Origin of the sequence: Rhodopseudomonas palustris (assembly GCF_034479375.1) — a bacterium.
Taxonomy (GTDB): domain Bacteria; phylum Pseudomonadota; class Alphaproteobacteria; order Rhizobiales; family Xanthobacteraceae; genus Rhodopseudomonas; species Rhodopseudomonas palustris_M.
In genome coordinates this window covers 484,644-507,809 of sequence record NZ_CP140155.1, presented here as the reverse complement: position 1 = coordinate 507,809, position 23,166 = coordinate 484,644, and the positions used below count along the sequence as shown (strand labels likewise).

The 23,166-nt window shown below is 67.6% G+C and carries 25 protein-coding genes; 11 read left to right on the top strand and 14 right to left on the bottom strand.

The genetic code is table 11. The annotated features are described in order from the left end of the window. Positions 1 to 15 precede the first annotated feature (15 nt). On the bottom strand, positions 16 to 762 hold the full coding sequence (locus SR870_RS02235; RefSeq protein ID WP_322516425.1) for a sulfite exporter TauE/SafE family protein: 747 nt from the start codon (positions 760 to 762) through the stop codon (positions 16 to 18). A gap of 61 nt (positions 763 to 823) precedes the next feature. Continuing rightward, the gene (locus tag SR870_RS02230; RefSeq protein ID WP_322516424.1) at positions 824 to 1,336 is read right to left on the bottom strand and encodes a YcgN family cysteine cluster protein; all 513 of its coding nucleotides are present in this window, start codon (positions 1,334 to 1,336) and stop codon (positions 824 to 826) included. Positions 1,337 to 1,635: 299 nt separating this feature from the next. Here SR870_RS02230 and SR870_RS02225 point away from each other — a divergent pair, with 299 nt between their 5' ends. The 3 genes from SR870_RS02225 to SR870_RS02215 are packed head-to-tail and all read left to right on the top strand — an operon-like array spanning position 1,636 to position 5,064. After that, positions 1,636 to 3,900: a PBP1A family penicillin-binding protein gene (locus SR870_RS02225; protein WP_322516423.1), complete on the top strand. Its 2,265-nt coding sequence runs from the start codon at positions 1,636 to 1,638 to the stop codon at positions 3,898 to 3,900. Between the two features lie 31 nt (positions 3,901 to 3,931). Further along, the gene (locus SR870_RS02220; RefSeq protein WP_322516422.1) at positions 3,932 to 4,510 is read left to right on the top strand and encodes a DUF1214 domain-containing protein; all 579 of its coding nucleotides are present in this window, start codon (positions 3,932 to 3,934) and stop codon (positions 4,508 to 4,510) included. Beyond that, a complete protein-coding gene (locus tag SR870_RS02215) occupies positions 4,507 to 5,064 on the top strand; it encodes a DUF1254 domain-containing protein (RefSeq protein ID WP_322516421.1) in 558 nt (185 codons plus the stop codon). The genes SR870_RS02220 and SR870_RS02215 overlap by 4 nt, the downstream gene beginning before the upstream one ends. A 476-nt stretch (positions 5,065 to 5,540) precedes the next feature. On the opposite strand, the gene SR870_RS02210 is transcribed toward SR870_RS02215, so the two are convergent. Together SR870_RS02210 and SR870_RS02205 are read right to left on the bottom strand one after the other, a co-directional pair. After that, the gene (locus SR870_RS02210; RefSeq protein ID WP_322516420.1) at positions 5,541 to 6,317 is read right to left on the bottom strand and encodes a hypothetical protein; all 777 of its coding nucleotides are present in this window, start codon (positions 6,315 to 6,317) and stop codon (positions 5,541 to 5,543) included. 14 nt (positions 6,318 to 6,331) lie between these two features. Next, positions 6,332 to 6,475 carry a hypothetical protein gene (locus tag SR870_RS02205; protein ID WP_416221118.1) on the bottom strand — a complete coding sequence of 48 codons (144 nt, stop codon included), beginning with the start codon at positions 6,473 to 6,475 and terminating at the stop codon, positions 6,332 to 6,334. A gap of 230 nt (positions 6,476 to 6,705) precedes the next feature. Between SR870_RS02205 and SR870_RS02200 the strand changes: the two genes are divergently transcribed. From SR870_RS02200 to SR870_RS02190, 3 genes are all read left to right on the top strand, one after another. Beyond that, the gene (locus SR870_RS02200) at positions 6,706 to 7,224 is read left to right on the top strand and encodes a hypothetical protein (protein ID WP_322516418.1); all 519 of its coding nucleotides are present in this window, start codon (positions 6,706 to 6,708) and stop codon (positions 7,222 to 7,224) included. A 183-nt stretch (positions 7,225 to 7,407) separates the two neighbouring features. Next, the gene (locus SR870_RS02195; protein ID WP_322516417.1) at positions 7,408 to 8,454 is read left to right on the top strand and encodes a polysaccharide deacetylase family protein; all 1,047 of its coding nucleotides are present in this window, start codon (positions 7,408 to 7,410) and stop codon (positions 8,452 to 8,454) included. A 151-nt stretch (positions 8,455 to 8,605) separates the two neighbouring features. Beyond that, entirely contained in the window at positions 8,606 to 9,571 is a 966-nt protein-coding gene (locus SR870_RS02190; RefSeq protein WP_322516416.1) for a DUF2336 domain-containing protein, read from the top strand. 228 nt (positions 9,572 to 9,799) lie between these two features. Here the strand turns inward: SR870_RS02190 and SR870_RS02185 are convergent, their stop codons facing one another. Genes SR870_RS02185 through SR870_RS02175 form a run of 3 tightly spaced genes read right to left on the bottom strand, consistent with a single transcriptional unit; the run spans position 9,800 to position 12,864 of the window. Beyond that, complete coding sequence (locus tag SR870_RS02185; protein WP_322516415.1) at positions 9,800 to 10,147, bottom strand: DUF1491 family protein; 348 nt, start codon at positions 10,145 to 10,147, stop codon at positions 9,800 to 9,802. A gap of 43 nt (positions 10,148 to 10,190) precedes the next feature. Beyond that, positions 10,191 to 11,051, bottom strand: coding sequence for a peptidoglycan-binding domain-containing protein (locus tag SR870_RS02180; protein ID WP_322516414.1), 861 nt, complete (start codon positions 11,049 to 11,051; stop codon positions 10,191 to 10,193). Continuing rightward, positions 11,044 to 12,864, bottom strand: a complete 1,821-nt coding sequence (locus tag SR870_RS02175) for a sensor histidine kinase (protein ID WP_322516413.1) — start codon at positions 12,862 to 12,864, stop codon at positions 11,044 to 11,046. The genes SR870_RS02180 and SR870_RS02175 overlap by 8 nt, the downstream gene beginning before the upstream one ends. Before the next feature lie 401 nt (positions 12,865 to 13,265). On the opposite strand from SR870_RS02175, the gene SR870_RS02170 reads away from it, so the two are divergent. The 3 genes from SR870_RS02170 (at position 13,266) to SR870_RS02160 (ending at position 14,776) form a co-directional block, all read left to right on the top strand. After that, positions 13,266 to 13,667, top strand: a complete 402-nt coding sequence (locus SR870_RS02170; RefSeq protein ID WP_322516412.1) for a DUF5330 domain-containing protein — start codon at positions 13,266 to 13,268, stop codon at positions 13,665 to 13,667. 131 nt (positions 13,668 to 13,798) lie between these two features. Continuing rightward, entirely contained in the window at positions 13,799 to 14,227 is a 429-nt protein-coding gene (locus SR870_RS02165) for a SufE family protein (RefSeq protein WP_322518385.1), read from the top strand. A 90-nt stretch (positions 14,228 to 14,317) separates the two neighbouring features. After that, on the top strand, positions 14,318 to 14,776 hold the full coding sequence (locus tag SR870_RS02160) for a type II toxin-antitoxin system PemK/MazF family toxin (protein ID WP_322516411.1): 459 nt from the start codon (positions 14,318 to 14,320) through the stop codon (positions 14,774 to 14,776). 199 nt (positions 14,777 to 14,975) lie between these two features. Here SR870_RS02160 and SR870_RS02155 read toward each other — a convergent pair whose 3' ends face one another. From SR870_RS02155 to SR870_RS02145, 3 genes are all read right to left on the bottom strand, one after another. Then, positions 14,976 to 15,572, bottom strand: coding sequence for a DUF6456 domain-containing protein (locus tag SR870_RS02155; RefSeq protein WP_322516410.1), 597 nt, complete (start codon positions 15,570 to 15,572; stop codon positions 14,976 to 14,978). A gap of 375 nt (positions 15,573 to 15,947) precedes the next feature. Further along, positions 15,948 to 16,367 (bottom strand): MucR family transcriptional regulator, encoded by a 420-nt coding sequence (locus SR870_RS02150; protein WP_322516409.1) that lies wholly within the window; start codon positions 16,365 to 16,367, stop codon positions 15,948 to 15,950. A 173-nt stretch (positions 16,368 to 16,540) separates the two neighbouring features. Further along, on the bottom strand, positions 16,541 to 17,461 hold the full coding sequence (locus SR870_RS02145) for a hypothetical protein (protein ID WP_322516408.1): 921 nt from the start codon (positions 17,459 to 17,461) through the stop codon (positions 16,541 to 16,543). 280 nt (positions 17,462 to 17,741) lie between these two features. Here SR870_RS02145 and SR870_RS02140 point away from each other — a divergent pair, with 280 nt between their 5' ends. Then, a complete protein-coding gene (locus SR870_RS02140; protein ID WP_322516407.1) occupies positions 17,742 to 18,521 on the top strand; it encodes a class II aldolase/adducin family protein in 780 nt (259 codons plus the stop codon). 213 nt (positions 18,522 to 18,734) lie between these two features. Next, positions 18,735 to 20,135, top strand: coding sequence for a methyl-accepting chemotaxis protein (locus SR870_RS02135; RefSeq protein WP_322516406.1), 1,401 nt, complete (start codon positions 18,735 to 18,737; stop codon positions 20,133 to 20,135). A gap of 28 nt (positions 20,136 to 20,163) precedes the next feature. On the opposite strand, the gene SR870_RS02130 is transcribed toward SR870_RS02135, so the two are convergent. From SR870_RS02130 to SR870_RS02115, 4 genes are all read right to left on the bottom strand, one after another. Next, positions 20,164 to 20,460 (bottom strand): DUF3325 domain-containing protein, encoded by a 297-nt coding sequence (locus tag SR870_RS02130; RefSeq protein WP_322516405.1) that lies wholly within the window; start codon positions 20,458 to 20,460, stop codon positions 20,164 to 20,166. Beyond that, positions 20,457 to 22,037 (bottom strand): PepSY-associated TM helix domain-containing protein, encoded by a 1,581-nt coding sequence (locus SR870_RS02125; RefSeq protein WP_322518384.1) that lies wholly within the window; start codon positions 22,035 to 22,037, stop codon positions 20,457 to 20,459. Before SR870_RS02125 ends, SR870_RS02130 begins: the two co-directional genes overlap by 4 nt. Before the next feature lie 65 nt (positions 22,038 to 22,102). Beyond that, the gene (locus SR870_RS02120) at positions 22,103 to 22,384 is read right to left on the bottom strand and encodes a DUF3649 domain-containing protein (protein ID WP_322516404.1); all 282 of its coding nucleotides are present in this window, start codon (positions 22,382 to 22,384) and stop codon (positions 22,103 to 22,105) included. Next, positions 22,381 to 23,103 (bottom strand): DUF4198 domain-containing protein, encoded by a 723-nt coding sequence (locus tag SR870_RS02115; RefSeq protein ID WP_322516403.1) that lies wholly within the window; start codon positions 23,101 to 23,103, stop codon positions 22,381 to 22,383. Before SR870_RS02115 ends, SR870_RS02120 begins: the two co-directional genes overlap by 4 nt. Positions 23,104 to 23,166 lie beyond the last annotated feature (63 nt).

The window sequence follows — 23,166 nt, the reverse complement described above, 5'->3', positions numbered from 1 at the left end:
CGCCCCGGAATCCGCTCAGAACTGCCGCCAGAACAGTCCCACCGTCAGCGCCACGCCCAGCACCACGACGCCGATCCGCAGCCATTTCTCGTTGACGCGGCGCAGCACCCAGACGCCGAGCAGATAGCCGACGGTGGACGACGCCGCCAGCACCGCGACCTCCAGCCATTTCACCTCGCTCGACAGCGCGAACAGCGCCACCGCGGAGGCGTTCATCGCGGCCGCGAGCGCGTTCTTGGTGGCGCCGGCGTTGCGCGCGCTCTGGCCCGCGATCGACAAGGCGGCCATCATCAGAAAGCCGATGCCGCCGCCGAAATAGCCGCCATAGACCGCGATCAGGAACTGCGCGGCGACCAGCAGCGGCAGGCTGATCTGCCGCCCCTCCGCGACCGGCTTGCGCAGGAAACTGCCCCAGGCGAACACCAGCGTCGCGAACAGCACCAGCCACGGCATCATCCGCGCGAACATCGTCGGCGGCGTGATCAGCAGCAGCACCGCGCCGAACATGCCGCCGATCAGGCTGATGGTCACCAGCCAGGGGAACGACAGCCGGCCGACGCCGCGCACCATGCTGCGGCCGGCGTAGCCCGAGGCCATCTGCCCGGGAAACAGCGCCACCGTCGAGGTGATGTTGGCCGACAGCGGCGTGAGCCCGGCAAGCAGCAACGCCGGCAGCGTGACGAACGACCCGCCCCCGGCGAGCGTGTTCTGCATGCCGGCCCACAGGCCGGCGAAAGCGAGGATGATCAGTGCGGTGGTCATGCTTTGTCTTCTGGAGGGGAGTCGAGCCGCGCAGGGCGGCCACCCGGCGCGACGCCGCGTCTCACGCCGGCCGCTTCTTCAGCCTGGCGCGCTTCGGCAGCAGCGCCGGCCAGGACACGATGTGATCCTCGAGGTCCTCGACCGAAACCTCGGTCTCCATCGCCTCGACCCGCCCGCGCACCGACACCCCGGCGTCGTGCACGCTGTTCGGATCGCCGGAGATCAAGGGATGCCACCAGTACAGATCGCGCCCCTCGGCGACCAGCCGATAGCCGCAGCTCGGCGGCAGCCAGCTCAGGTTGCGGACGTTCTCCGGCGTCAGCCGGACGCAGTCCGGCACCCGGTCCGAGCGATTCGCATAGTCCCGGCACGCGCAGGCGTCGCCGTCGAGCAGCCGGCAGCCGACATGGGTGAAATAGATCCGCCCCGAATCCTCGTCCTCGAGCTTCTCCAGGCAGCAGCGCGCGCAGCCGTCGCACAGACTCTCCCATTCGGCCCCGGACATCTCTTCCAAGGTTTTGGTTTTCCAGAAGAAACCGTCCTGGGGGGAAGCCTTCTTGGGAGCTGCGATCATGCCTTGGTCATGCGGTGGGCGCCGCGTCGATGCGGGCGGAAGCGCCGTTCTAGGAGGAGTTATGCCGCCGGCGCAAGCGGTTAGCCGCAGCGGCAGCCATTCGGGGCCGAAGCGGCGCCCCCGCGCGCTGGAAAATCCCTGCGCGGCCATTGGTTTATGGCCGATCCTCGGCTACAAGAATGGAGATTCCCGAAGCATCGCGCGAGGCTCGCCACGCGCGCCTTGGGTTTGCCGTAACGCTGCAGCAAGACGGATTGAGGCGCCCTGCCCGGCGCCGTTGACGCGATTGGTCGAAGCCGGTGCCGAAGATTTTCCCAGACAATTGGATGCAGCGGGTTCGGAACTGGTTTCTGGACCTCGACGCGCGGCTCGATTCGACGCTGTTCTCGTCGGCCGCCGGCATCCGCGAATTGTGGGAGCGCTTCTCCACCTTCATGGACCGCTTCTATGTCGGACACTGGAAGCGCTGGGTGTTCGTCGAGCCGCTGTCGGAGGCCGCCACGATGGGCGCCGGCGGCCTGCTGGTGCTGCTGGCGCTGGCGCAGCCGGCGTTTCGCGAGACCGGTGACGAGGACTGGCTGAAGAAATCCGACCTCGCCGTCAGCTTTCTGGATCGCTACGGCAATCCGATCGGCAATCGCGGCATCAAGCACAACGACTCGATTCCGCTGGAAGACTTCCCCGACAATCTGATCAAGGCGACGCTCGCCACCGAGGACCGCCGCTTCTACGATCATTTCGGCATCGACGTCGCCGGCACCGCGCGCGCGCTGGTGACCAATGCGCAGGCCGGCGGCGTGCGCCAGGGCGGCTCGTCGATCACCCAGCAGCTCGCCAAGAACCTGTTCCTGTCGAACGAGCGCACGCTGGAGCGCAAGGTCAACGAGGCGTTTCTGGCGATCTGGCTGGAGACGCGGCTGACCAAGAACGAGATCCTCAAGCTCTATCTCGACCGCGCCTATATGGGCGGCGGCACCTTCGGCGCCGACGGCGCGGCGCATTTCTACTTCAACAAATCGGTGCGCGACGTGAACCTCGCCGAGGCCGCGATGCTGGCCGGGCTGTTCAAGGCGCCGACCAAATTCGCCCCGCACATCAACCTGCCGGCGGCGCGCGCTCGCGCCAACGTCGTGCTCGACAATCTGGTCGACGCCGGCTTCATGACCGAGGGCCAGGTGTTCGGTGCGCGGCGCAATCCGGCCTCGGTGGTCGACCGCCGCGACGAGAATTCGCCGAACTACTATCTCGACTGGGCGTTCGAGGAAGTCCGCAAGATCGTCGAGACGTTCCCGAAATCCTACACCGAGCGCGTCTTCGTGGTGCGCACCACGATCGACATGAACGTGCAGCGCGCCGCCGAGGCGGCGGTCGAGAACCAGCTCCGCCAGTTCGGCCGCGACTATCATGCGACGCAGGCCGCCGCCGTGCTGTCGGATCTCGACGGCGGCGTCCGCGCCATGGTCGGCGGCCGCGACTACGGCGCCAGCCAGTTCAACCGCGCGGTCGACGCCTATCGCCAGCCCGGCTCGTCGTTCAAGCCCTATGTCTATACGACCGCGCTGCTCAACGGCTTCAAGCCGACCTCGATCGTGGTCGACGGCCCGGTCTGCATCGGCAATTGGTGCCCGCAGAATTACGGCCACTCCTACTCGGGTTCGGTGACGCTGACGCAGGCGATCACCCGCTCGATCAACGTCGTCCCGGTGAAGCTGTCGATCACGCTCGGCGGCAAGGCCGGGCCGAAGGCCGGCCGCGCCAAGATCGTCGAGGTCGCGCGCCGCTTCGGCATCAAGGCGCCGCTGATCGACACCCCGTCGCTGCCGATCGGCTCGACCGAAGTCACCGTGCTCGAACACGCGGTGGCCTATGCCACCTTCCCGAACAAGGGCAAGGCGCCGACGCCGCACGCGGTGCTCGAAGTGCGCACCGGCGCCGGCGATCTGGTGTGGCGGTTCGATCGCGACGGCCCGAAGCAGAAGCAGGCGATCCCCGCCTCGGTCGCCGCCGACATGGCCGGGATGATGAGCCACGTCGTCTCTGAGGGCACCGCGCGCCGCGCAGCGCTCGACGGCATTCCGACCGCGGGCAAGACCGGCACCACCAACGCCTATCGCGACGCCTGGTTCGTCGGCTACACCGGCAATTTCAGTTGCGCGGTGTGGTACGGCAACGACGACTACTCGCCGACCAACCGCATGACCGGCGGCTCGCTGCCGGCGCAGACCTGGCGCGACATCATGATCGCGGCGCATCAGGGCGTCGAGATCAAGGAGCTCGCCGGCGTCGGCATGGGCACAAGGCTGCCGGTGTCGCAGGCGCAGGCCGCGGCGCGCGCCGCCGACGACGACGGCAAGCCGGCGCCGCCGCCGGTGCTGACGCGGCGCGGCGCGGATATTCTGGTGCGCGTCGAAAAGATGCTGGACGACGCCGCCAAGGCCATGGACAAGGCGATGGACAAGACCCCGCCGGCCAAGCCGGTGTCGTCGACCGGCTTCGGATTCCCGGACAGCTTTGCCGCGGCGACGCCGAACGGGCCGCCGGCAACGGCGCCGCGCAAAAACTGACGGCGGCTTGTAGCGCAAGGACGGTTGCAACGTGCGCCTGATCTTCTTCACTTTGCTGGCGCTGATCATCGCCGCGGGCGTCGGCGTCGGCGCGACCTGGATGACGGCGACGCGCGGCACCGATTTCGGCACGCTGACGATCGGCGCCTGGACCGCGCGACCGCGCGCCGGCACCGCCGAGATCGACCCCTATGCCCGCGCCTCGATCGCGCGCAGCGGCGAACTGCCGATCGGCGCCGGCGACGGTATCGCCTTCATCGCCACCGCCGATGACAATAAGCGCCCGCTCGACGGCCGCTGCGACATCGAAGTCAGCGGCGTCACCCCGCCGGCGCGGTTCTGGACGCTGACGCTGTACGATCCGCGCGGCTATCTGGTCGCCAACAATCTCGAGCGCTACGGCTTCACCAGCCAGGAAATTCTGCGCGCCGCCGACGGCGCGTTCAGGATCCGCGTCGCGGCGCGGTCGCGCGCCGGCAACTGGCTGCCGACCGGCGGCGTCGAGCGCTACATGCTGGTGCTGCGGCTGTACGATACGCCGGTCGGCGTCGCCACCCGCACCCAGCGCGACGCGCCGATGCCGTCGATCGCCACCATGGGCTGCCCATGATCCGCTTCATCACCACCGTCATCGCCGGCATCGTGCTCGGCGGCATCGTGCATCTGGTCAGCGTGCTGGCGCTGCCGCAGATCGCCAGCCAGGACGCCTATGCGCGGCTGGCGCCGCTGACCAAGGTCAACGAGGTCTCGCAACTGCCGCAGGCCCTGCCCGACCAGGCGCCGCTGCCGTTCCTCGATCCGGCCTTCGCGGTCGCGATCTGCCGCTACGATCTGTCGAAGGGCCCGCTTAAGCTCACCGTGCCGGTCAGCCAGGCCTACACCGCGGTGTCGTTCTACACCCGCAACGAGGTCGCCTACTACGCGATCAACGACCGCTCCGCCGGCCGCAAGGTGATCGAACTCGATCTGATGACCGCCGAGCAGCACGGCGAACTGCCCGAAGACGAAGACGTCACCGCCGCCGACCGCCTGATCATCGACTCGCCCAGCACCACCGGCCTGATCGTGATGAAGGCGCTGGCGTCGGAGCCCGGCATGATGCCGCAAGCGAGAGCCGCGCTGGGCTCGGCGAGTTGCAAGCCGGAGCCGGGGGCGAAGTCGTAGTCGTTGCCGCCGTCTCCGTAGGGTGAGCAAAGCGCAACGTGCCCACCGACCACGTGGGCCTTCCGGGATGCCAGCCACAGGCACGACCTCATGGTGAGGAGGCGCGAAGCGCCGTCTCGAACCATGCGCCGTGGGCACTGCGTCGCCCCCATCCTTCGAGACGCCCGGCTTCGCCGGGCTCCTCAGGATGACGACTCTGCACTTGAGAGGGCCGCATGGCTTCAATCAGTTAATGAAGCGCTCCACGCTTGTTTGAACTGACAACGTGCTCATGCTTCGTCATGGCCGGGATCGTCCCGGCCATCCACGTTGCTCGCGCGTTGGAAGCAGCAAGACGTGGATGCCCGGCACGAGGCCGGGCATGACGGGTTGATAAATCATGACGATTGTCCGGACATCTCGCCAAGCGGAGTGGGCCTGCGTTCATCGAGCGCTCAGGCATGCGTCAGACCGACGACACCGCGTCGACCGCGCCCTCACCCCTTCGTCACCACCACATGCCCCTTCGCCGGCCCCGCCGGGATCGACAGATTGGCGGCCTGGACTTCGAGTTCGGCGATCAGGCGGTCGGCGTCGGCGGCGAGGGTGTCGGGGGCCATGATCACCAGCCGCTCCAGCGCCCAGCGATAGGAAGAGACGCGGCGGTTCAGGCACTGCTGCACCCACTGCACGATCAGCGCGTTCTCCTCCATCCGGCCGATCGCGTCGGCGCGCTCGCGCGGCGACAGGTCGGAGATGTATTTCAGCGCCGCGTTGCGCTTGCGGTCGAGTTCGATCACCCGCATCGCGGTGAATTTGAACGGCTCGAACCGGGTCAGGTCGTTGCGGACGTCTTCGCTGAGCGCGGAGTAGCGCGAGGTGTGCGAGCGATGCGGCTCGTCGACCAGCATCTTGCCATAGGCGGTGCGGTCGAACGGCGGCGCCTGCCGCCAGGGTGCGGCGACCGGCTGATAGTCGCCGAACACGGTCTTCCACGCCGGCCGCTGCCGTGGCGGCTCGATCAGCGGATAGGCCATGTCGCGCAGCGTGCGTTCTTCGTCGGTGAGCTGGAAGTCGGACGGCCGGGCGCCGACGCTGCCGGTGGCCTCGATGCCGATCCAGCGATGCATGTCGTCGTTGACGAAGTCGCCGCGGGTCCGGCCGAAATCGCCGCCGGCGCAGCCGCCCAGCGTCAGGCCGAGCAGCGCCAGGAACAGGAGCGTAAACCGGACGCGATCGCCCCGGATCAGGGCCGGAGAGCTGATCGCATGCATGGCAATGGCCGGTTTCAGGATCGAACGCGGCGACGGCGGCGGCGACGCGGGGCGTCGCCCTGCTCCGGGCCGTCGCCGTCACGCGTTTCGGCGTGGCGCTCGATCCGGATCGCCGGCAGGATCACGACCGTGGCTGGATGGTCCGGCGGCAGGACCATGGTTGAGCCCGACCTCCGCGACGCCGCGTCCGTCGGAAATTCAATGATGGTGCCCATTCTCGACCTCTCGGAGCCCTTCCTGATTTGGTATGATGCGGTGGTGATTAAGTCGGGTTATGGTTAACGCACTGTTAATGGCGCGGCGATCAGCGGTTGCAACCCTCGCTGGCGAAGTGCTATTTCATCCTTGTGGGTGGGGAACTTCACACGGACGCGAGGCTTGATCGTCCATGACCGTGATTCCTCCGTCGGACTTCCGATCGCGCGCGATGGCGACGATCGGCGCGCAGCCGATCGCGTTCGCGGCGGCGGCCCTGGTGCTGATCGTCTCCGGCATCGGCGCTATCTTCCTTTGGCGGGTGGCGACCGGCATGACGCCCGAAACCGAACGCGCCGCCGTGGTCGGCCGTCAGGTCCAGGCCCGGGTGGTGCAGACCTCCGAACAGATCATGGAGAAGACCAAGGGCCTGGCGATGTCGCAGCAGGAGTCGATCGACCAGCTCCAGGCAGTCCAGGATCAGTTGCACGCACTGCAGCAGATGGTCGCCGCGCAACGCACCGAAACCAGGAAACTGTCCGAGCAGGTCGGCGAGATCGGCAGCAATCTCGACGGGCTGCGCCAGTCGTTCGCCTCGGCCCGCACACCCGACGCTTCCGAGCGGCCGGCGGTGCGGCAGAAACCGGCGGTCCGCTCGCCGCGCGCCAAGGCGAAGAAGCCACTCCGCAAGCGGACGAAATCGCGACGCTAGAGCGTTTTCGAGCGAAGTGGAAACCGGTTCGCGTGAAGAAAACGCGTCAGAACTAGAATCTAGAGCTCCGGTTCTGATTCTATCAGAACCGGAATTGCTCTAGTCCGCGGCACGAACCCCGGCTTAACCATTTTCCGAGCAAGTTGATCGCGGTTGGCGGTGATCGGGTTCGGGAGTTGCGTGATGCGTAGAGTTGCAATGTTGACGGCCGGGTGCAGTGCCCTGGCGGTTCTGGTCGGCCTCGGCGCCGGGCGCGCCTATTTCTCCGCTCCGACCGCACCGACGGCCGCGGCCTCCTCCGAACTCACCACCGGCGCGATCGCGTCGCGCTGGCCGACGCCGACCGCCGAGACCTCGAAAGCTCCGGCGCCGACGGTCCAGCCCGTCGTCGCCCGCGAGCCCGCGGCGATGCCCGCGCCGGCTCCCGCGCCCGCCCCGGCTCCGATGCAGCAGGCCTGCAGCCAGCCGAACGCGCTCGGCGTCTCGCGCACCGTCGAGATCGACACCACCGGCGGCCCGGGGCTCGGGATGTCGCAATATCGCGACTATGATTTCCTGCAGCCGGGCGAAGTCGCGCTGACCTTCGACGACGGCCCGTGGCCGGTGAACACGCCCGCCGTGCTCAACGCCCTGGCGGCGGAGTGCGTCAAGGCGGTGTTCTTCCCGGTCGGCAAGCATGCGAGCTGGCATCCGGCGATCCTCAAGCAGGTCATCGCCGCCGGCCACACCGTCGGCTCGCACACCTGGTCGCACGTCAATCTCGCCAGCAAGCCCTTCGCCGACGCCAGGACCGAGATCGAAAAAGGCATCAGCGGCGTGACGCTCGCCGCCGGTCAGCCGATCTCGCCGTTCTTCCGCTTCCCGCAACTGCGGCAGACGGCCGAGCTCAAGGCCTATCTCGGCGAGCGCAACGTCGCGGCGTTCTCGATCGACGTCGACAGCGAGGATTTCCGCATCCACAAGGCGGATCAGTTGGTCACCGCGGTGATGACCAAGCTGAAGAAGACCGGCAAGGGCATCCTGTTGATGCACGACTTCCAGAAGAGCACCGCCGAAGCGCTCCCGGAGCTGCTGTCGCAGCTCAAGGCCGGCGGCTACAAGATCGTGTTCATCACCGCCAAGGACAAGCTCGCGACACTGCCGGAATACGACGCGCAGGTCGCTCCCGCGCAGCCGACCGCCGGCAGCAATGCGCGGCCGATCGCCAGCGTGATCCGCACCGTCAAGTAATCGCGCGCCCGACGAGGCCGAGCGTAGCGGGCGTCGCACCGCTGCGCTCTTTCATTTGTCCCGCGTCATCCGTCTTAACGAAGCCTTTTACTTAACGCGCCATTAAACCCGGCGCGCTAGTTTCGGCGGAGTTGTCCAGCTTCGCGACGCCATGACCCAACAAGCACCCTTTCCCGGTTTCGACGGCCTGATGGCGCTCTCGCATCGCGAGGGCGTCGACATTCGTCCGACGCTGCTGCGGGTGCTGACGGATCTGTATGTGCAGAGCGCCTCGCACACCCGCGAGGAGGAGCAGCAATTCGTCGAGCTGACGTCGCGGCTGATCGACGAGGTCGACGACGCGACCCGCGCGGCGGTGCGGGCGCGGCTGTCGATCTATCCGCATACGCCGCCGGCGATCGCGATGCGGCTGGGGCTGCGCAATTCGACCGAGCAGCGCGTGCCGAAGGCCGCGGAGATCGAGACCGCCCTGCCCGCTTCCCGGCCGTCGCGGCCGCCGACCGAGGCCGAGCAGCGCGCGTCGAGCCTGCCGATGCAGCCCGACGACGCCGCCAAGCTCGACCAGATGTTCTTCGCCGCCACGACGCGCGAGCGTGCGCTGATCCTGCACAATCTCGCCGACGCGCCGCTGCGCCCGGCAGCGCGCGTGTCGCCGCCGCGGGCCGCGCGGGCGATCGCGACGCTGCACATGGCGGCCTACGCCTCCGACGCCGAGAACTTCACCCGCGAGCTCGGCGACGCGCTGATCCTGTCGACCGGCGCCGCCGAGCGCGTGGTGTCGGACCAGGGCGGCGAAGCGCTGGCCTGCGCGATGAAGGCGGTGGGGATGCCCGGGCCGGTGTTCGAGCAGGTGCTGATGTTTCTCGATCCCGAGCTCGGCGCGTCGGTCGACCGGGTCTATCGCCTGTCGCGGCTGTACGATCGGCTCGAGGAGCGCACCGCGCTGATCATGCTGGCGGCCTGGCGCGGCGCCACGGTGGCGTCGGCGCGCGCCAAATATCGCGCGGTGCTGTACGACGACGAGCGCCACCGCGCCCGCGCCGCCACGCCGCAGAGCGGCCGCCCGACAGTGCAGCCCGGCTCGGCGCTGCCGTCCCGCACCGGCACGGATCGCTAGCGCGCTACATCGATTGGCTGAAGCGATACGGCCCTGGCCGAATGCACCGACTCCTCATCCTGAGGAGCCCGGCGAAGCCGGGCGTCTCGAAGGATGCGGCGACGCTGTGCCCACGGCGCATGGTTCGAGACGGCGCTGCGCGCCTCCTCACCATGAGGTTGTGCCTGTGGTGAGGGTCCCGGAACGCCAGTGCTGATTCCATCGGAACAGAACTGCTGGTCCGATCAGTTACGTTTGCTTGACGAGATCGAGGAAGTGCCGCCCGGCGCGGTCTTCGGTCTCGATGATCCAGACGTCGGGGTCGAACCGGATTTCCCTGGCGAGGCGCTCGTCCACCGCGGCTTCGGGCTGCGGCTCCGCCGACACCGGCGCGAACACCCGTTCGAACGGCCGGCTGTCGTCATAGGCGGTCTGCGGCGCCGGCGCGTACAGCATCGCGGTGCGGTCGGGCAGCACGACCTTGACGAACACCGCGCCCGCCTCCTCGGCGCCGCGCCGGCTCACCGCGCCGAACACGCCCTCGGACTGGCAGCGGCGCAGATAGGCCGACACCCAGATTGCACTCTTGAGTCTCATGGCGTGAGGTGTAGGCCGACGGCCGCCGCAAAGCCAGAACAAGCTACTCGATCGGGCGGCCCGTCACCACGGCGAGTTCGCGGATCAGCCGTTCCGAGATCTGCCCCGTCACCGGCAGGCGGCGGGCGCGTTCGAAGCGCTGGATCGCGGCCTGGGTGTCCGAGCCGACGGTACCGGTCGGCTTGAGCTGGCCGTAGCCGTATTCGGTCAGCGCGCGCTGCACCGAGGCGACGCGCCGCGACGAGGTGATCATGTCGCCCAGCGGATCGCGCGACGCGGTCGGGATTCCCGCCGGCGGACGCGGCACGCCGGGCGCGGCGGAGGACGTCGCAGCCATCGCCGGTGCCGTGCGGGACGGCGCGGTGGTGCGGACAAGACTGCCGAGCGGATCGTTCGGATCGGCATCGGCGACGCGAGCGCGCGGATGCGGCTCGGCGCGCCGGGTCTCCGTGGGGCGAGTCTCCGTGGGGCGCGTCTCCGTCGACCGCGTCTCCGTCGGCCTGATCTCGATGTGTTTCGGCTCCGCCGCTTTGGGCTCCGCCGCTTTCGGCTCGGCGGCCTTCAGGCCGGTGGCGGTCGGCTCCAGCAGCGCCGCGTCGAACGCCTTGCTCTCGGCGCGCGTATCGACCGGGCGCGGGCGCGGCAGCGTCACCACCGACACCGACGACGATGCGGCGACGCTGCGCCCGAACATCGGCGACGGGTGATGGCCGGCCTGCATGAACATCGCATTGGAGACGATGGCGATCACCGCGGCGGTCGCGAACATCGCGGCGATCACGTCCTTCGGGCTGCGCGTCAACAGGCGCATCGCAAAGGTCCGCTCGTCGCTGTCCGCGACGACGGCCGCTGCGGCGCCACGGCGTCGCCGCGGCGCGTCGTCGTCCTTCCGGGTCTTAGGCACTCTTCTTCACCTGATAGTCTGGCAGTTTCGGCTCGGGCGGCTGCGGCGGCGCCAGCGGCGTGACGTTGCTCGGCGCCGGCTGCGCCAGCGGCAGCGATACCGTGACGGTCGTGCCGAGATCAACCTCGCTCTTCACCTCGATGTCGCCGCCGTGCAATCCGACCAGGCTCTTGACGATCGACAGGCCGAGGCCGGTGCCTTCGTGACGGCGCTGATAGGTCTTGCCGGCCTGAAAGAACGGATCACCGATCCGCTTGAGATCCTCCGCGGCGATTCCGACGCCGGTGTCGCTGACGCGCAGCACCAGCCGCGCGCCTTCCACCGCGGCGTCGACCGACACGGTGCCGCCGCGCTCGGTGAACTTGATCGCGTTCGACACCAGGTTGAGCAGGATCTGCTTGAACGCGCGCGGATCGCCGACGATCTCCGGCAGATTTTCCGGCGCGCGCGTCACCAGGTCGATGCCGTTCTCGCGCGCCTTCAGCGCCAGCAGGTTGCAGCAATTCAGCAGCGCCGGCCGCGGCGCGAACGGCTCCGGCGCGATCTCGAAATGGCCGGACTCGATCTTCGACATGTCGAGGATGCCGTTGACGACCGACAGCAGATGCTGCCCGGAATCGTTGATGAGCTGCGCGTATTCCTTGCGCCGCTCGGGCGCGAGCATCAGCTCGTCCTCGTGCAGGATCATGTCGGAGAAGCCGATCACCGCATTGAGCGGCGTGCGCAGCTCGTGGCTCATGGTGGCGAGGAAGCGGCTCTTGGTGGCGTCGGCGCGGCTCGCCTCGGCGCGCGCCTCCTCCAGCGCCTGTTCCTGCTGCTTGCGGTCGGTGACGTCGCGCATCACCGCGACCACGTCGGCCTCGCCCGCCGCGTTTACGACCCCCGCCTCGAACGGGCGGCACCGCATCTCCAGCCAGATGAATTCCGGCGCGCTCGGCCGGCCGCGATCGTCGCGCGCCACCTCGCGGCGGACGCGGAACTCGACGCTGCGCGCTTCGCCGCCGCGGCCCGCGTCCGACAGCGCCTTCAGATAGGCCGGACGATCGGCGACATGGACGCGGTCGAACAGCCGGTGCCCGGACAGAGCCGACGCCGGCACGCCGATCAGCGCTTCCACCGCCGGCGAAATGAACTGCACATCGCCGTTGCGGCCGTGGCGCGAGATCACGTCGCTCATGTGGCGGGCGAGCAGCCGGTAGCGCTCTTCCTCGACGCTCAGCAGCGTGTCGCTGGTGCGCGTCAGGGATTCGGATCCGAATGCGAGGCCGGCCGCATACAGCGTCGCCGATGCGACGCTGACCGCCATCAGCGCGCCATGCGACACGTCTCCGGCGGGCGCCGCGGGCAGCCAGCCGAACTGGCCGATCGCGATCAGCACGGCGGCGGCGCCGAGCGCCAGCATCGTGGCGAAGGCGACGACGCGGCGCGACGCCGACAATGCGGCCTCGAGCGGCACCAGGATCAGCCAGATCGCGGCGAAGGACGAGATGCCGCCGGTGAGCGTGGCGATCACCAGGATCAGGCTCGTCAGCGACAGCGACGACAGCACATGCGCGCTTTGGTAGCGGCCGGTGCGCGACAGGAACCACGACAGCAGAATCGGCGCGATCAGCCAGGCGAAGGCCAGCGCCTCCAGCCCCGTCGGCGCGCCGCGCATCGCGAGGTAAATCGGAAACGCCGCGAATGCGGCGAGGCTGCCGAGCAGGCGCGGCGCGATGAAGGCGCGATGCCGCGCGCTCGCCAGCGCGTCGAATCGCGCCGACGGATGCAGCAGGGCGTCGAGACTTTCGCTGATGATCTTGGATACTGCCACGCTGGCCGCGCTCGCTATCGCCTCATGGCGGGAGGTAGTTCCCCCGCTTCTGGTTGGCCCAACGTGTCAGAGCGACCTTAAACGAACGCTAAGGCGAACCGACACGCCGCGGCGCCGCCGGATTTGCGCCGCGTTCGTCGGCGCATTCGGCACGGATGGTGAATGCATCGTTTCGAAATCGGCGGCGATATGGTTTCGAATTGGTGGACGCGCGAACCGCACGATCCCGAAACCCGAGTTCCATCAATCGAATATTTACGGCGAATCGCTTCGCCGTTTGGTTTTCGCGGATTTTCGTCGAATTGTAAGTAACCGAAACACTCCGAATTCATCGGCGAAAGCTAGGGAAGGATTCGATTGCGAGGACAATCGCAACGGGAATTGGACGACGGGGTCGCGAGATGTTTTTTCTGCTTCGATTGACGTTCTGGCTCGGGCTTGTTCTGGTGCTACTCCCGCGGGAGAAGACGCCGGAGTCCGAAAATCTGCCGCAGGTCGGCGCGTCGGAAGCGGTGTCGGCGGCGAGCGCGGCGGTGTCGGATTTCAGCCAGTTCTGTAAGCGCCAGCCGGCCGCCTGCGAGGTCGGCGAACACGCCGCCAGCGTCATCGGCCATCGCGCGCAGGAAGGCGCGCGCAAGATCTACCGGATCATCATCGACAAGCGCTCGAGCGACGAGACCGGATCGATCGGCGAAGACGGCCTCGCCGAATCCGCCGTCGGCATCGCGCCGCGCGACACGCTGACCGCCGGAGACCTGCAGGTCGAATGGCGCCCGCCCGGCGAGGACGCCACCACGAATTGACGCCGGACTCCGACTTTCAGACGGCCGCCTTTCAGACGGCCGCCGCCGATATCGCTTTCGAGCGATCGCAATTCCATATATCTGTAGGACGAGGTTCCGCCGCGGGCCGCGACGAACAGATACGGATGACGATGACGATCGACGAGATCAGAGACAATTTCGCGCTGCTGGACGATTGGGACGATCGTTATCGCTACGTGATCGAACTCGGCCGCATGCTCGATCCGATGCCCGAGGACGAGCACTCCACCGCCAACAAGGTCAATGGCTGCGCCAGCCAGGTCTGGCTGTCGCGCAAGCTGACGCACAACGCCGACAACGAGCCGGTGCTCAACTATCTCGGCGACAGCGATGCCCATATCGTGCGCGGGCTGATCGCGATCCTGCTGTCGATGGTGTCGGGCCGCACGCCGAAGCAGATTCTCGCGGCCGAGCCGATCGCGGTGTTCGACGAGCTCGGCTTCCGCGAGCACCTGACGCCGCAGCGCTCCAACGGCCTGCGCTCGATGATCGAACGCATCAAGGCCGACGCGCACGCGACCCTGGCCGCGTCGAGCTGATCGGTATCGCCGTTTTCCGCACCTCGTTGCGCGCCTCGGGTCTGAAAATCGGTTTTTTTGCTCGGGCCCCGTCGCTCGATTCTTGCTGATATGATGAACTCCGCTGATCGGGCGGATTTCATTATGGCGATTCGAGAACACCCCATTCCTGGGACAATTTTGGTCTGCAATTTCGACGGCACGTTCAGAGAACCAGAAATGGTGAAGCCGCGATGCGTCGTTGTACTGAGTCCAAAGATTGCGGCTCGTCCAGGACTTTGTACGGTGGTGTGTCTCAGCACGACGACGCCCCATCCGGTTATGCCTTATCACTGTCAGATCGATATTCGACCGCGTCTGCCCGGAACTTGGCGGAGCGATGGAGTATGGGTGAAGGGCGACATGATCTACGCGATGGGGTTCCATCGTCTGGATTTGATTCGAACGGGGAAAACGCGAGAAGGCAAAAGAACTTATCGTTTCGATGTTCTGGCTCCGGACCAGATGAAGATGATAAAATCATGCGTTCTCAAAGGCTTAGGGATGTCGCCCTTGACAAAACACCTCTGATGTGTACATTCCCCTTTGTGAGAGGCTCTGGCTTGCGCCATCCTCGTCTAAGACCCCGCCAGGGGCCGTCATATGGTTGGGCGATAACAAGCTCTCATATGACGTAGAATTCGAAGCCCCGTCCGCGAGGATGGGGCTTTTCTTTTGCCAGCAAACAACTGCGCTATCTTGTCTATCTCCCCCGTCTATTCAAAGCGCGCTACCCCACCACGAACTCCGCCCCCTCGGCGAGCCAGCTCCGCAGCTTCGGCCGCGCCATCCCGGACGGCGGCGCGAGGCCGTAGTGCCGCGCCAGCCGGTCGAGCGCGAGTTGCAGCACCACCTTGGCGGAGCGCGCCGGCCAGCCGCGTTCGCGCTCGACGTCCTCGAGCCCGCGCAGGAAACAGCAGACGTCGAGCAGGATGCCGGAGAACTCCGGCCCGCAGGCCTCGACCGCGTGCTGCACACGCTGGCGCGACGCCACCACCAGATCGGTCATCTCCCCTGCCCCGCCGCCGCGCCCGGTCGGCGTGGACCAGCTCGACGTCACCCGCGGCGTCAGGTTGCCGCGGGTGAAATCGGCGCGCAGCCGCTCGCCGGCGACGAACTGGTGATTGCTGATCAGGCTGCGGCCGTCGCGGCCCTTGCGCCGCGCCAGCCACGCCAGCGGGCTTTCGCCGTCGTCGATGGTGACGCTGGCGAGGCCGCCCTCGGTCATGATCTGACGCTCCGCCAGCGACAGATGCTGGGCGCGGAACGCGTCGATCTCGGCCTTGCCGGTGTCGCGCTTGCTCGCAGTGCGGCCGCGGCGATTCATCGTGCGGCTCCCGCGGTTCGAAAGGTCGCCGGAGCGCCGGCGCACAGACCAGAGATGGAGGCGGACCTCCGCGAAGGAACTGCAATCAACATGGCGCCGACCTCTTATGAGAACATCCACTAAAGGAATATATTCTCATATGATCGGAGTCGCAATCCCCTCGAAACGAACTATCGGACTTTTTTCCTCACTGAGCAAGCCCACGCTTCTTTTACCCTCCCCTGGAGGGGGAGGGTCGACGAACATCGCGCAGCGATGTTTGGCGGGGTGGGGTGAGCCGCGGGCACGGCGGATGAACTCTTCGCCACCCCACCCCGCTCGCTAAGCGAGCGACCCTCCCCCTCCAGGGGAGGGTGGGCAGGGCCCCTCGCCGGCTTACTTGCTGCGCCGCCGGCGCTGCTGGCCGAGGCCCATCTTCTTGGCGAGTTGCGAGCGTTCGACCGCGTAGTTCGGCGCGACCATCGGGTAGTCCGCCGGCAGGCCCCATTTCTCGCGGTATTGCTCGGGGGTCATCTTGTACTGCGTGCGCAGATGCCGCTTCAGCGATTTGAAGCGTTTTCCGTCCTCGAGACAGATCAGATATTCCGGCGTCATCGACTTCTTCAGCGGCACCGCCGGCTTGGCCGGTTCCGGCGCCGGCGCGTCGGCGCGGCCGCTCGACAGCCGCTGCATCGCGGCGTGAACCTGCCCGATCAGCGAGGGAATGTCGCCCGCCGGCGTCGGATTGTTACTGACATAGGCCGACACGATGGTCGCGGTCAGTTCGATCAGGCTCTTGCCCGCGGCGTCGCTCATGAAGGGTCGTCCAATCGGCTCAGGGCCGGCGGCGGAGGCTCCGCGCGCTACGGCCGTCGAATCTCGTGGGTTGCTCGGCGATGATCGGCAGGTTGCGCCGGAAACGCAACGATGACTTGCCTGGACACGATTCTATTTCGCGCGGTTCAGTCGACGCAAGGTAGACCAATAGATTAAGCGCGCTGATCGAGATGCTCGCGCAGTTCGTCGATCGATGCGAACCGCATCATGCCTTCGGGCATCTGCGCCTCGATCGAGCCGTCGGAATACAGCGAATAGGCCATCCCGTCGACCACGCCCGACTTGAGCACCGTCACCTCGGTCATCTCCTCGCTGCGCGGCGGCGGCGACCGCTCCGGCAAGGCTAGGCGCTCCGGCGCGCCGACCGGGTCCCGCTCCTCATTATCGCCGGCCGGCGGCCGGCTCCGGCGCACACCGGCGTCGCTGCGCGGCCGCTCGGATTCCGGCCAGGCCTCCTCGAAGGTCCGCGGCGGGAAAGCCGGTGGCGCGGCGGCGGTCTCGGCCGCGGCGCCGGCAGCCTCCGCTGCGCCGCCAGACTTGGCGGCGGCGCGCTCGCGTTCTTTCCGCGAGCTGGAGAACAGCAGGTTCCGCTTCTTCGGCGTCGATTCGTCCTCGGGCGGCGGCGGCGGCGCGACGGGCTCGCGCAGGCGCGGGCGGAGCCGGTCCCGCGTGGACGCTTCGTCCTGCCACGGCATCGGGGCGAGCGGGCCCGCGTCCGGCGGATGGGCCGCAGGCGTCTCGCGTTCGGGCTCGGAACGATCGCCGGGAAACAGCGGCCCGTCCTGGCCGTCGGCCGGACCGGATTGCGCCGGCGGCGGGAACACCGGCCGCGGCTTCGCCGGCGCGCGCTCGCCCGCAACCCGCTCCGACGCAACCTCGTCCACAGCCCCCAGCGCCCGGATCTCGCGCAGCACGGCATACAGCCCGAGCAGGATCGCGCCGGTGCAGCCCCCGATGACGCCCGACATGATCAGGGTATTGCCGAAGCTGAATTCCTTCACCGGAACGCCGAACACGATCGACACCAGCCCGGCCAAAAGGAAGCCAATTCCGGCCACCAGCAGAAAAATCATCCCAAACTCCCGTCCGCCGCTGCTCGCGCGGCGGCCGCCTGCGGCACGATAACGTCATATGATCCGCAACGGCAATCGCCGTTCCGCCTTGCAAACAACTTGTTGGGCGTGGTTTCGGACGATTTCGCGAACGCGAGCGGGCCGAGGGCCGTGCCGCCCTCGCCCGGCCGCGCCCGCCGACGCCAAATCATGACTGCTGCGCGTGACGCGACTTGCTGCAAAGCATTCGCACGACTAACTTCGTCGACAATAAGATCATCGAGCAACCAGAGGGAACGCCATGTCGCCAGCGGAAGCACGCCTGAGAGAAGTCCCGTCGGATATGACGGAGGCCGAATGGGAGCAGCGGGTCAATCTCGCCGCCTGCTATCGCCTGGTCGCCTATTACGGCTGGGACGATCTGGTCGACACCCACATTTCGGCGCGTGTGCCCGGCCCGGAGCATCACTTCCTGATCAATCCCTACGGCCTGATGTTCGACGAGATCACCGCGTCGAGCCTGGTCAAGGTCGACCTCGACGGCAACCAGCTCACCCAGAGCCAGTACAAGATCAACCCGGCCGGCTTCACCATCCATTCGGCGGTCCATGAAGTGCGCGAGGACGCCGGCTGCGTCATGCATCTGCACACCGCGGACGGCACCGCGGTGGCGAGCTGCATGGAGGGCCTGCTGCCCTTGAACCAGACCGCGCATTTCGTCACCGGCGACCTCGCCTATCACGACTACGAAGGCGTCGCGCTCGACCACGACGAGCGCCCGCGGCTGCAGCGCGACCTCGGCAACAAGAACCACATGCTGTTGCGCAATCACGGCACCCTCACCGTCGGCCGCTCGGTCGCCTCCGCCTTCGAGCGGATGTACCACCTCGAGCGCGCCTGCACGATGCAGGTCCGCACGAGGATGCTGGGCCCGACCGCCTATCCGGTCGAGAACGTGGTGATCGACAAGAACCACACGCTGATCGCCAATCAGGACGCGATGGAGCTGCGCTCGACCAAGCTGGTCTGGCCGCCGCTGCTGCGCAAGCTCGACCGCATGGACCCGAGCTACCGCAATTGAAGTCGCGGCGCATCTGATGTAGATTCGGACCATACCCCTCTACACTACCGGAATTCAAACGCCGCCCAATTCCGGGCGGCGTTTTTGCGTTGGATCAAATTCAGCGCGCAATCACCTCGGAATCATACCGAGAATACGCGATTTCCAACTAACAGTTAACCGGGCCGGTCTCACTGTGCCGTCGATTCGGCGCGCATCATTTGTGAGGCTTCCATGTCCATTTTGTCGTCCGCAAGCAAGGCCCTTCGCGGCAGCAGCGAGGCGTCGGTCGGCGATTCGGCGCTGATGAAAGAGCTCGTCGACAAGCGCGCCCGCGACGAGGCGATTGCCGCCTGTCTCCACCGTATCGCCGAAGGTCACTACGACGTCGCGGTGCCCGCCGGCGACGATGCGCTGACACGTGCGATCGACACGCTGTTGCAGCGGCTCTCGGCCAGCGCATCGCGCGATCTCGACCGCATGGTCGACCTCAGCATTCAGGGTAGCGAGACCGCGATGTCGTCCGCCTATTTGCTGTCGTCGACCCGCAAGATCGACCAGCGCACCCAGGCGCTGGCGAGCGCCAGCGAGGAAATGGTGGCGTCGATCGGACAGATCCGCGCCACCGCCGAAGCGGCCGCCGCGCAGGCGTCGGAAATGCGCGTCAGCGCCGACCGCGGCATGACGACCGCGAGTTCCGCCTCCTCCGCGATGGGACGCGTCAGCGCCACGGCCGAACTGGCCTCGGAGAAGATCACCGCGCTCAGCGAAGCCTCCGAGGCGATCGGCAGCATCGTCGGCTCGATCGACGCCATCGCCCGCCAGACCAATCTCTTGGCGCTGAACGCCACCATCGAGGCGGCGCGCGCCGGCGAGGCCGGCCGCGGCTTCGCGGTGGTCGCCACCGAGGTCAAGAGCCTGTCGCAGCAGACCTCGAACGCGACCGTCGACATTCGCAGCCGGATCGAGCGGCTGCGCGAGGACATCGCGACCATCGTCGCGGCGATGGCGGATTGCACCAACGCGGCGGTCGAGAGCCGCGGCGTGGTGAACACGCTCGGCGAGGCGATGTCCGGCGTCTCGGACCGCGTCGCCGGCGTCACCAACGGCATGTCGGAGATCGCCGGGATTCTGAATCAGCAATCCGAGGCCTCGCGCGAGATCGCGACCGGGATCTCGGCGATCGCCGAGATGACCAAGAAGAGCGTCGGCCAGGTCGGCGACATCTCCAACCAGCTCGATCGGGTGCAGGCGACGGCCGACCAGGAACTCGTCGAGCTGTCGCAGATGTCCTTCGACCACCAGATCCAGCGGCTCGCCAAGGCGGATCATATCGGCTGGAAGAAGCGGCTGTGCGACATGGCGGTGGGCCGCGCCAAGCTGAACGCCGACGAACTCACCGACCACCATTCCTGCCGGCTCGGCAAATGGTACTACGGCGACGGCTCGCTGGAGTCGCGCAACCATCCGGCCTTCCGGGCGCTGGAGAAGCCGCACGCGCTGGTGCACGACCACGGCAAGAAGGCGGCGCGGCTGTTCCAGTCCGGCGACCTCGCCGGCGCGATCGCCGAGATCGAATGCGTCGGCGACGCATCCAAGGACGTGCTGCGGCTGCTCGACGACCTCGTCAAGTAACAGCGTCCGCCTGGAAGCGGTGTTGCGGCTAATGGCGCCGCGCCGTCCGCCCCGCCATCCGCACGCGCGCGATCAGCGCGCAATACACCACGCCCGCGGCCAGCGTCGTATGGCCGCTGAACATCACCAGGCCGAGCCCCCAGCCGTGCCACGCCACGAGGACGCCGAGCGCGATCAGCAGCGCAATGGCACCGACGATGCGGAGGGCGCGCACCGGGCCGCGCGGCAGCGAGCGGCCGATCACCTCGTGCTGCTGGCGGCGCGTGGCGAGCGCCAGCGCGACGAAGCCCGCGAGGCACAGCGCGAAGGCGAGCGCGTGCATCATTCCGCCGCCTCGCCGGACGCCACCGCGATCGCCGCGCGCCGGCCGGCCTTGCGCCCCGATTGAACGCCGAGCCGATGATGCCGCGCCGCGCGGATCGCCAGCACGGCGTGCAACGCCGCCAGCGCGCAGCACATCAGCTCGGTGCCGGCGAACACCCAGTCGCCGTCGGCCAGGCTGTGCCACAGCGGCCTCGGCGTCGTCAGCGCGTTGAGCACGGGGACCAACGCCAGCAGCGCCGCCGCCGTCCAGAGCTGCTCGCGCCACGCCGCCTTGGCCGGCCGCAGCAGCGCGTGCAGCAGTGTCAGTCCCCAGACGATGAAGAAGACATGGATTTCCCAGAACGGCCGCTCCGCCATCGCGACCGGCAGCAGCCGGTTGGCCCACAGGAACGCCGTCATCGCGATCGACAGCCCGGCGATGCTGGCGATGTTGAGCCGCTCGACCACGCGAAATCCGAAATAAGGCCGCTCCGGATCGGGCAGCTTCGCCCGCCGCTTGACGATCCACATCACCAGCCCGGTGCCGACCATCGCGGTGCCCATCAGGCTGGCGAGGAAATACAGCCAGCGCGTCTCCAGATCGCTGAAGCGGCCGAGATGCAGCGCATACATCACGCCGCGCGTTTCCGCCGCCGCGCCGACATGATCGTGCACGGCGAGCAGCTTGCCGGTGACGCCGTCGAATTCGATGTAGTCCGGGCTCATCGACACGCGCCTGGCATCGCCGCGGGTGACCGCGATGCGGGCGGTCGCGTCGCCCGGATTGGTGGCGTTGACGCGCCCCGCATCGGTCGTCCCCCAGCGCTGCTGCGCCTGCCGGACCATCGCCTCGATCGACGCCAGCGGCACGGTCGCGCCGCTCGGCTTGCCGGCCTGGACGAAGGCATTGAGTTCGGCGCTGAGCTGCTGGCGCTCGGCCGGCGTCTTGATGGCGGCACGCTCGCCCCACGGCACGTACAGCGCCATCAGCGTCACCAGCCCGGTGTAGGTGATCATCACATGGAACGGCAGCCCGAACACCGACAGCGCGTTGTGCGCGTCGAGCCAGGAGCGCTGGCCCTTGCCCCAGCGGAAGGTGAAGAAATCGGTGAAGATCTTCTTGTGGGTGATCACGCCGGCGACGATCGCCACCAGCATGGACATCGCCGCGAGACCGGCGAGCAGCCGCCCCCAGAACGGCGACATGTAGTAGAACTGGAAATGAAAGCGATAGAAGAAGTCGCCGCCCAGCGTGAGGCGCGCCGCGACGCGATGGCCGGTCTCGGGATCGAACAGGTCCTGTCCGAATCCCCGCGCGCCCTGTCCGCCGCCGGGAAGCCGCCAGAACGCGTAGACGGTGTTGCTGCGTCCGTCGGGAAGCTTGATGCTCCACTGCGTCGCGCCCGGCGCGATCCGGCCGATCTCGTCGGCGACGCGCTGCGCCACCACCGCCGGATCGAGCGGCTGGGTCAGACGCGGCTGCTCCGGCCGCATCCATTGCGACAGCTCCTCCTTGAAGAACGACACCGTGCCGGTGAGGAACATCGCATACAACACCCAGCCGAGCAGCAGCCCGGCCCAGGTGTGCAGGCCCGACATGCTCTGCCGGATGCCCCGTCCCGCCACGCGCTGATCATTCTGCGGCTTCACGGGCGCGCCCTTCGTCAGGAGACAGACCACGCCAGCGGCGCCAGCGCCGCAGCGACGATCAGGAGGCCGATCCAGGCTTTCAGCGCGCTGCGCACCGCGAACACCCAGATCACCGCGCCGGCGTAGATCGCGAAGCTCGCGAGCTGGCCGGTCAGCACCGCCTGCGGCTTGCTGATCGGCAGCGCCAGCACGGCGACGCTGAACAGCGCCGCCAGCGCATAGCCGCCGAGCAACGCCGCGACGATGCGCGAGACCAGCGGGCCGGTGGTCCGCGCCCGCCGCAGCAGCGTCGTCATTTCGGCGCGGCAGGCGTCGCGGCCGGGCCCGCGGGAATCGGCGGCAGGCCGTCGGACTTCACATAGGTCAGCGTGGTGGCGTAGCTGACGGCGTCATACTTCTCGCCGGCGCGTTCGCCGGCGGTGCGATCGTTGACGCTGACTTCGGCGACGTAAACGCCCTGCCACGGCATCTCGAAGCTGACCAGGCCCTGCGCGTCGGTGTGCGCCTCCTTGGCCCAGCCGGACTGCGTGGTCAGCGTCACCTTGGCCTTCGGCTTCGGCTGATCCTTGAACACCAGCTTGAACTCGCCCGCCTTGCCGGTCGGCACCAGATCCAGCGTCAGCTTCGGCTCGAGCCCGGCGAAGCCGGTGATCAGCCGCGCGGCCGGATGGAACCAGTTGCGGACCTCCTTGTCGGGCTGCTTCCAGGTGTAGAGCGGGTAGTTCGCGTCCTGCGCGACGATGCTGTCGCCCGCCTTGGCGGCGAATGGCAGCGTGAAGCCGGTCGCGGTCTTGGCGGCGTCGACGGTCTGCTCGCCCTTGGCGGAGACCAGCGTCGCGGTCGGCTTGCTGAACTTGTCGAGCAGACCCGGCGAGGCTTCGCGCAGATTCTCGCCGAACTCGCCGAACCGAACCACCGCGTTCTGCCCGTCGGCCTGCTCGATCCAGATCTGATGCGCCTGCGCGGAATTCATCGCGCCGAGCAGGACCACCATCGCGACGGAGAGCTTCTTCATGTCAGATACCTTGTTGGTACGCGGTTAAAATCAGATCGACTCTCTCGCTCGTCATGGCCGGGC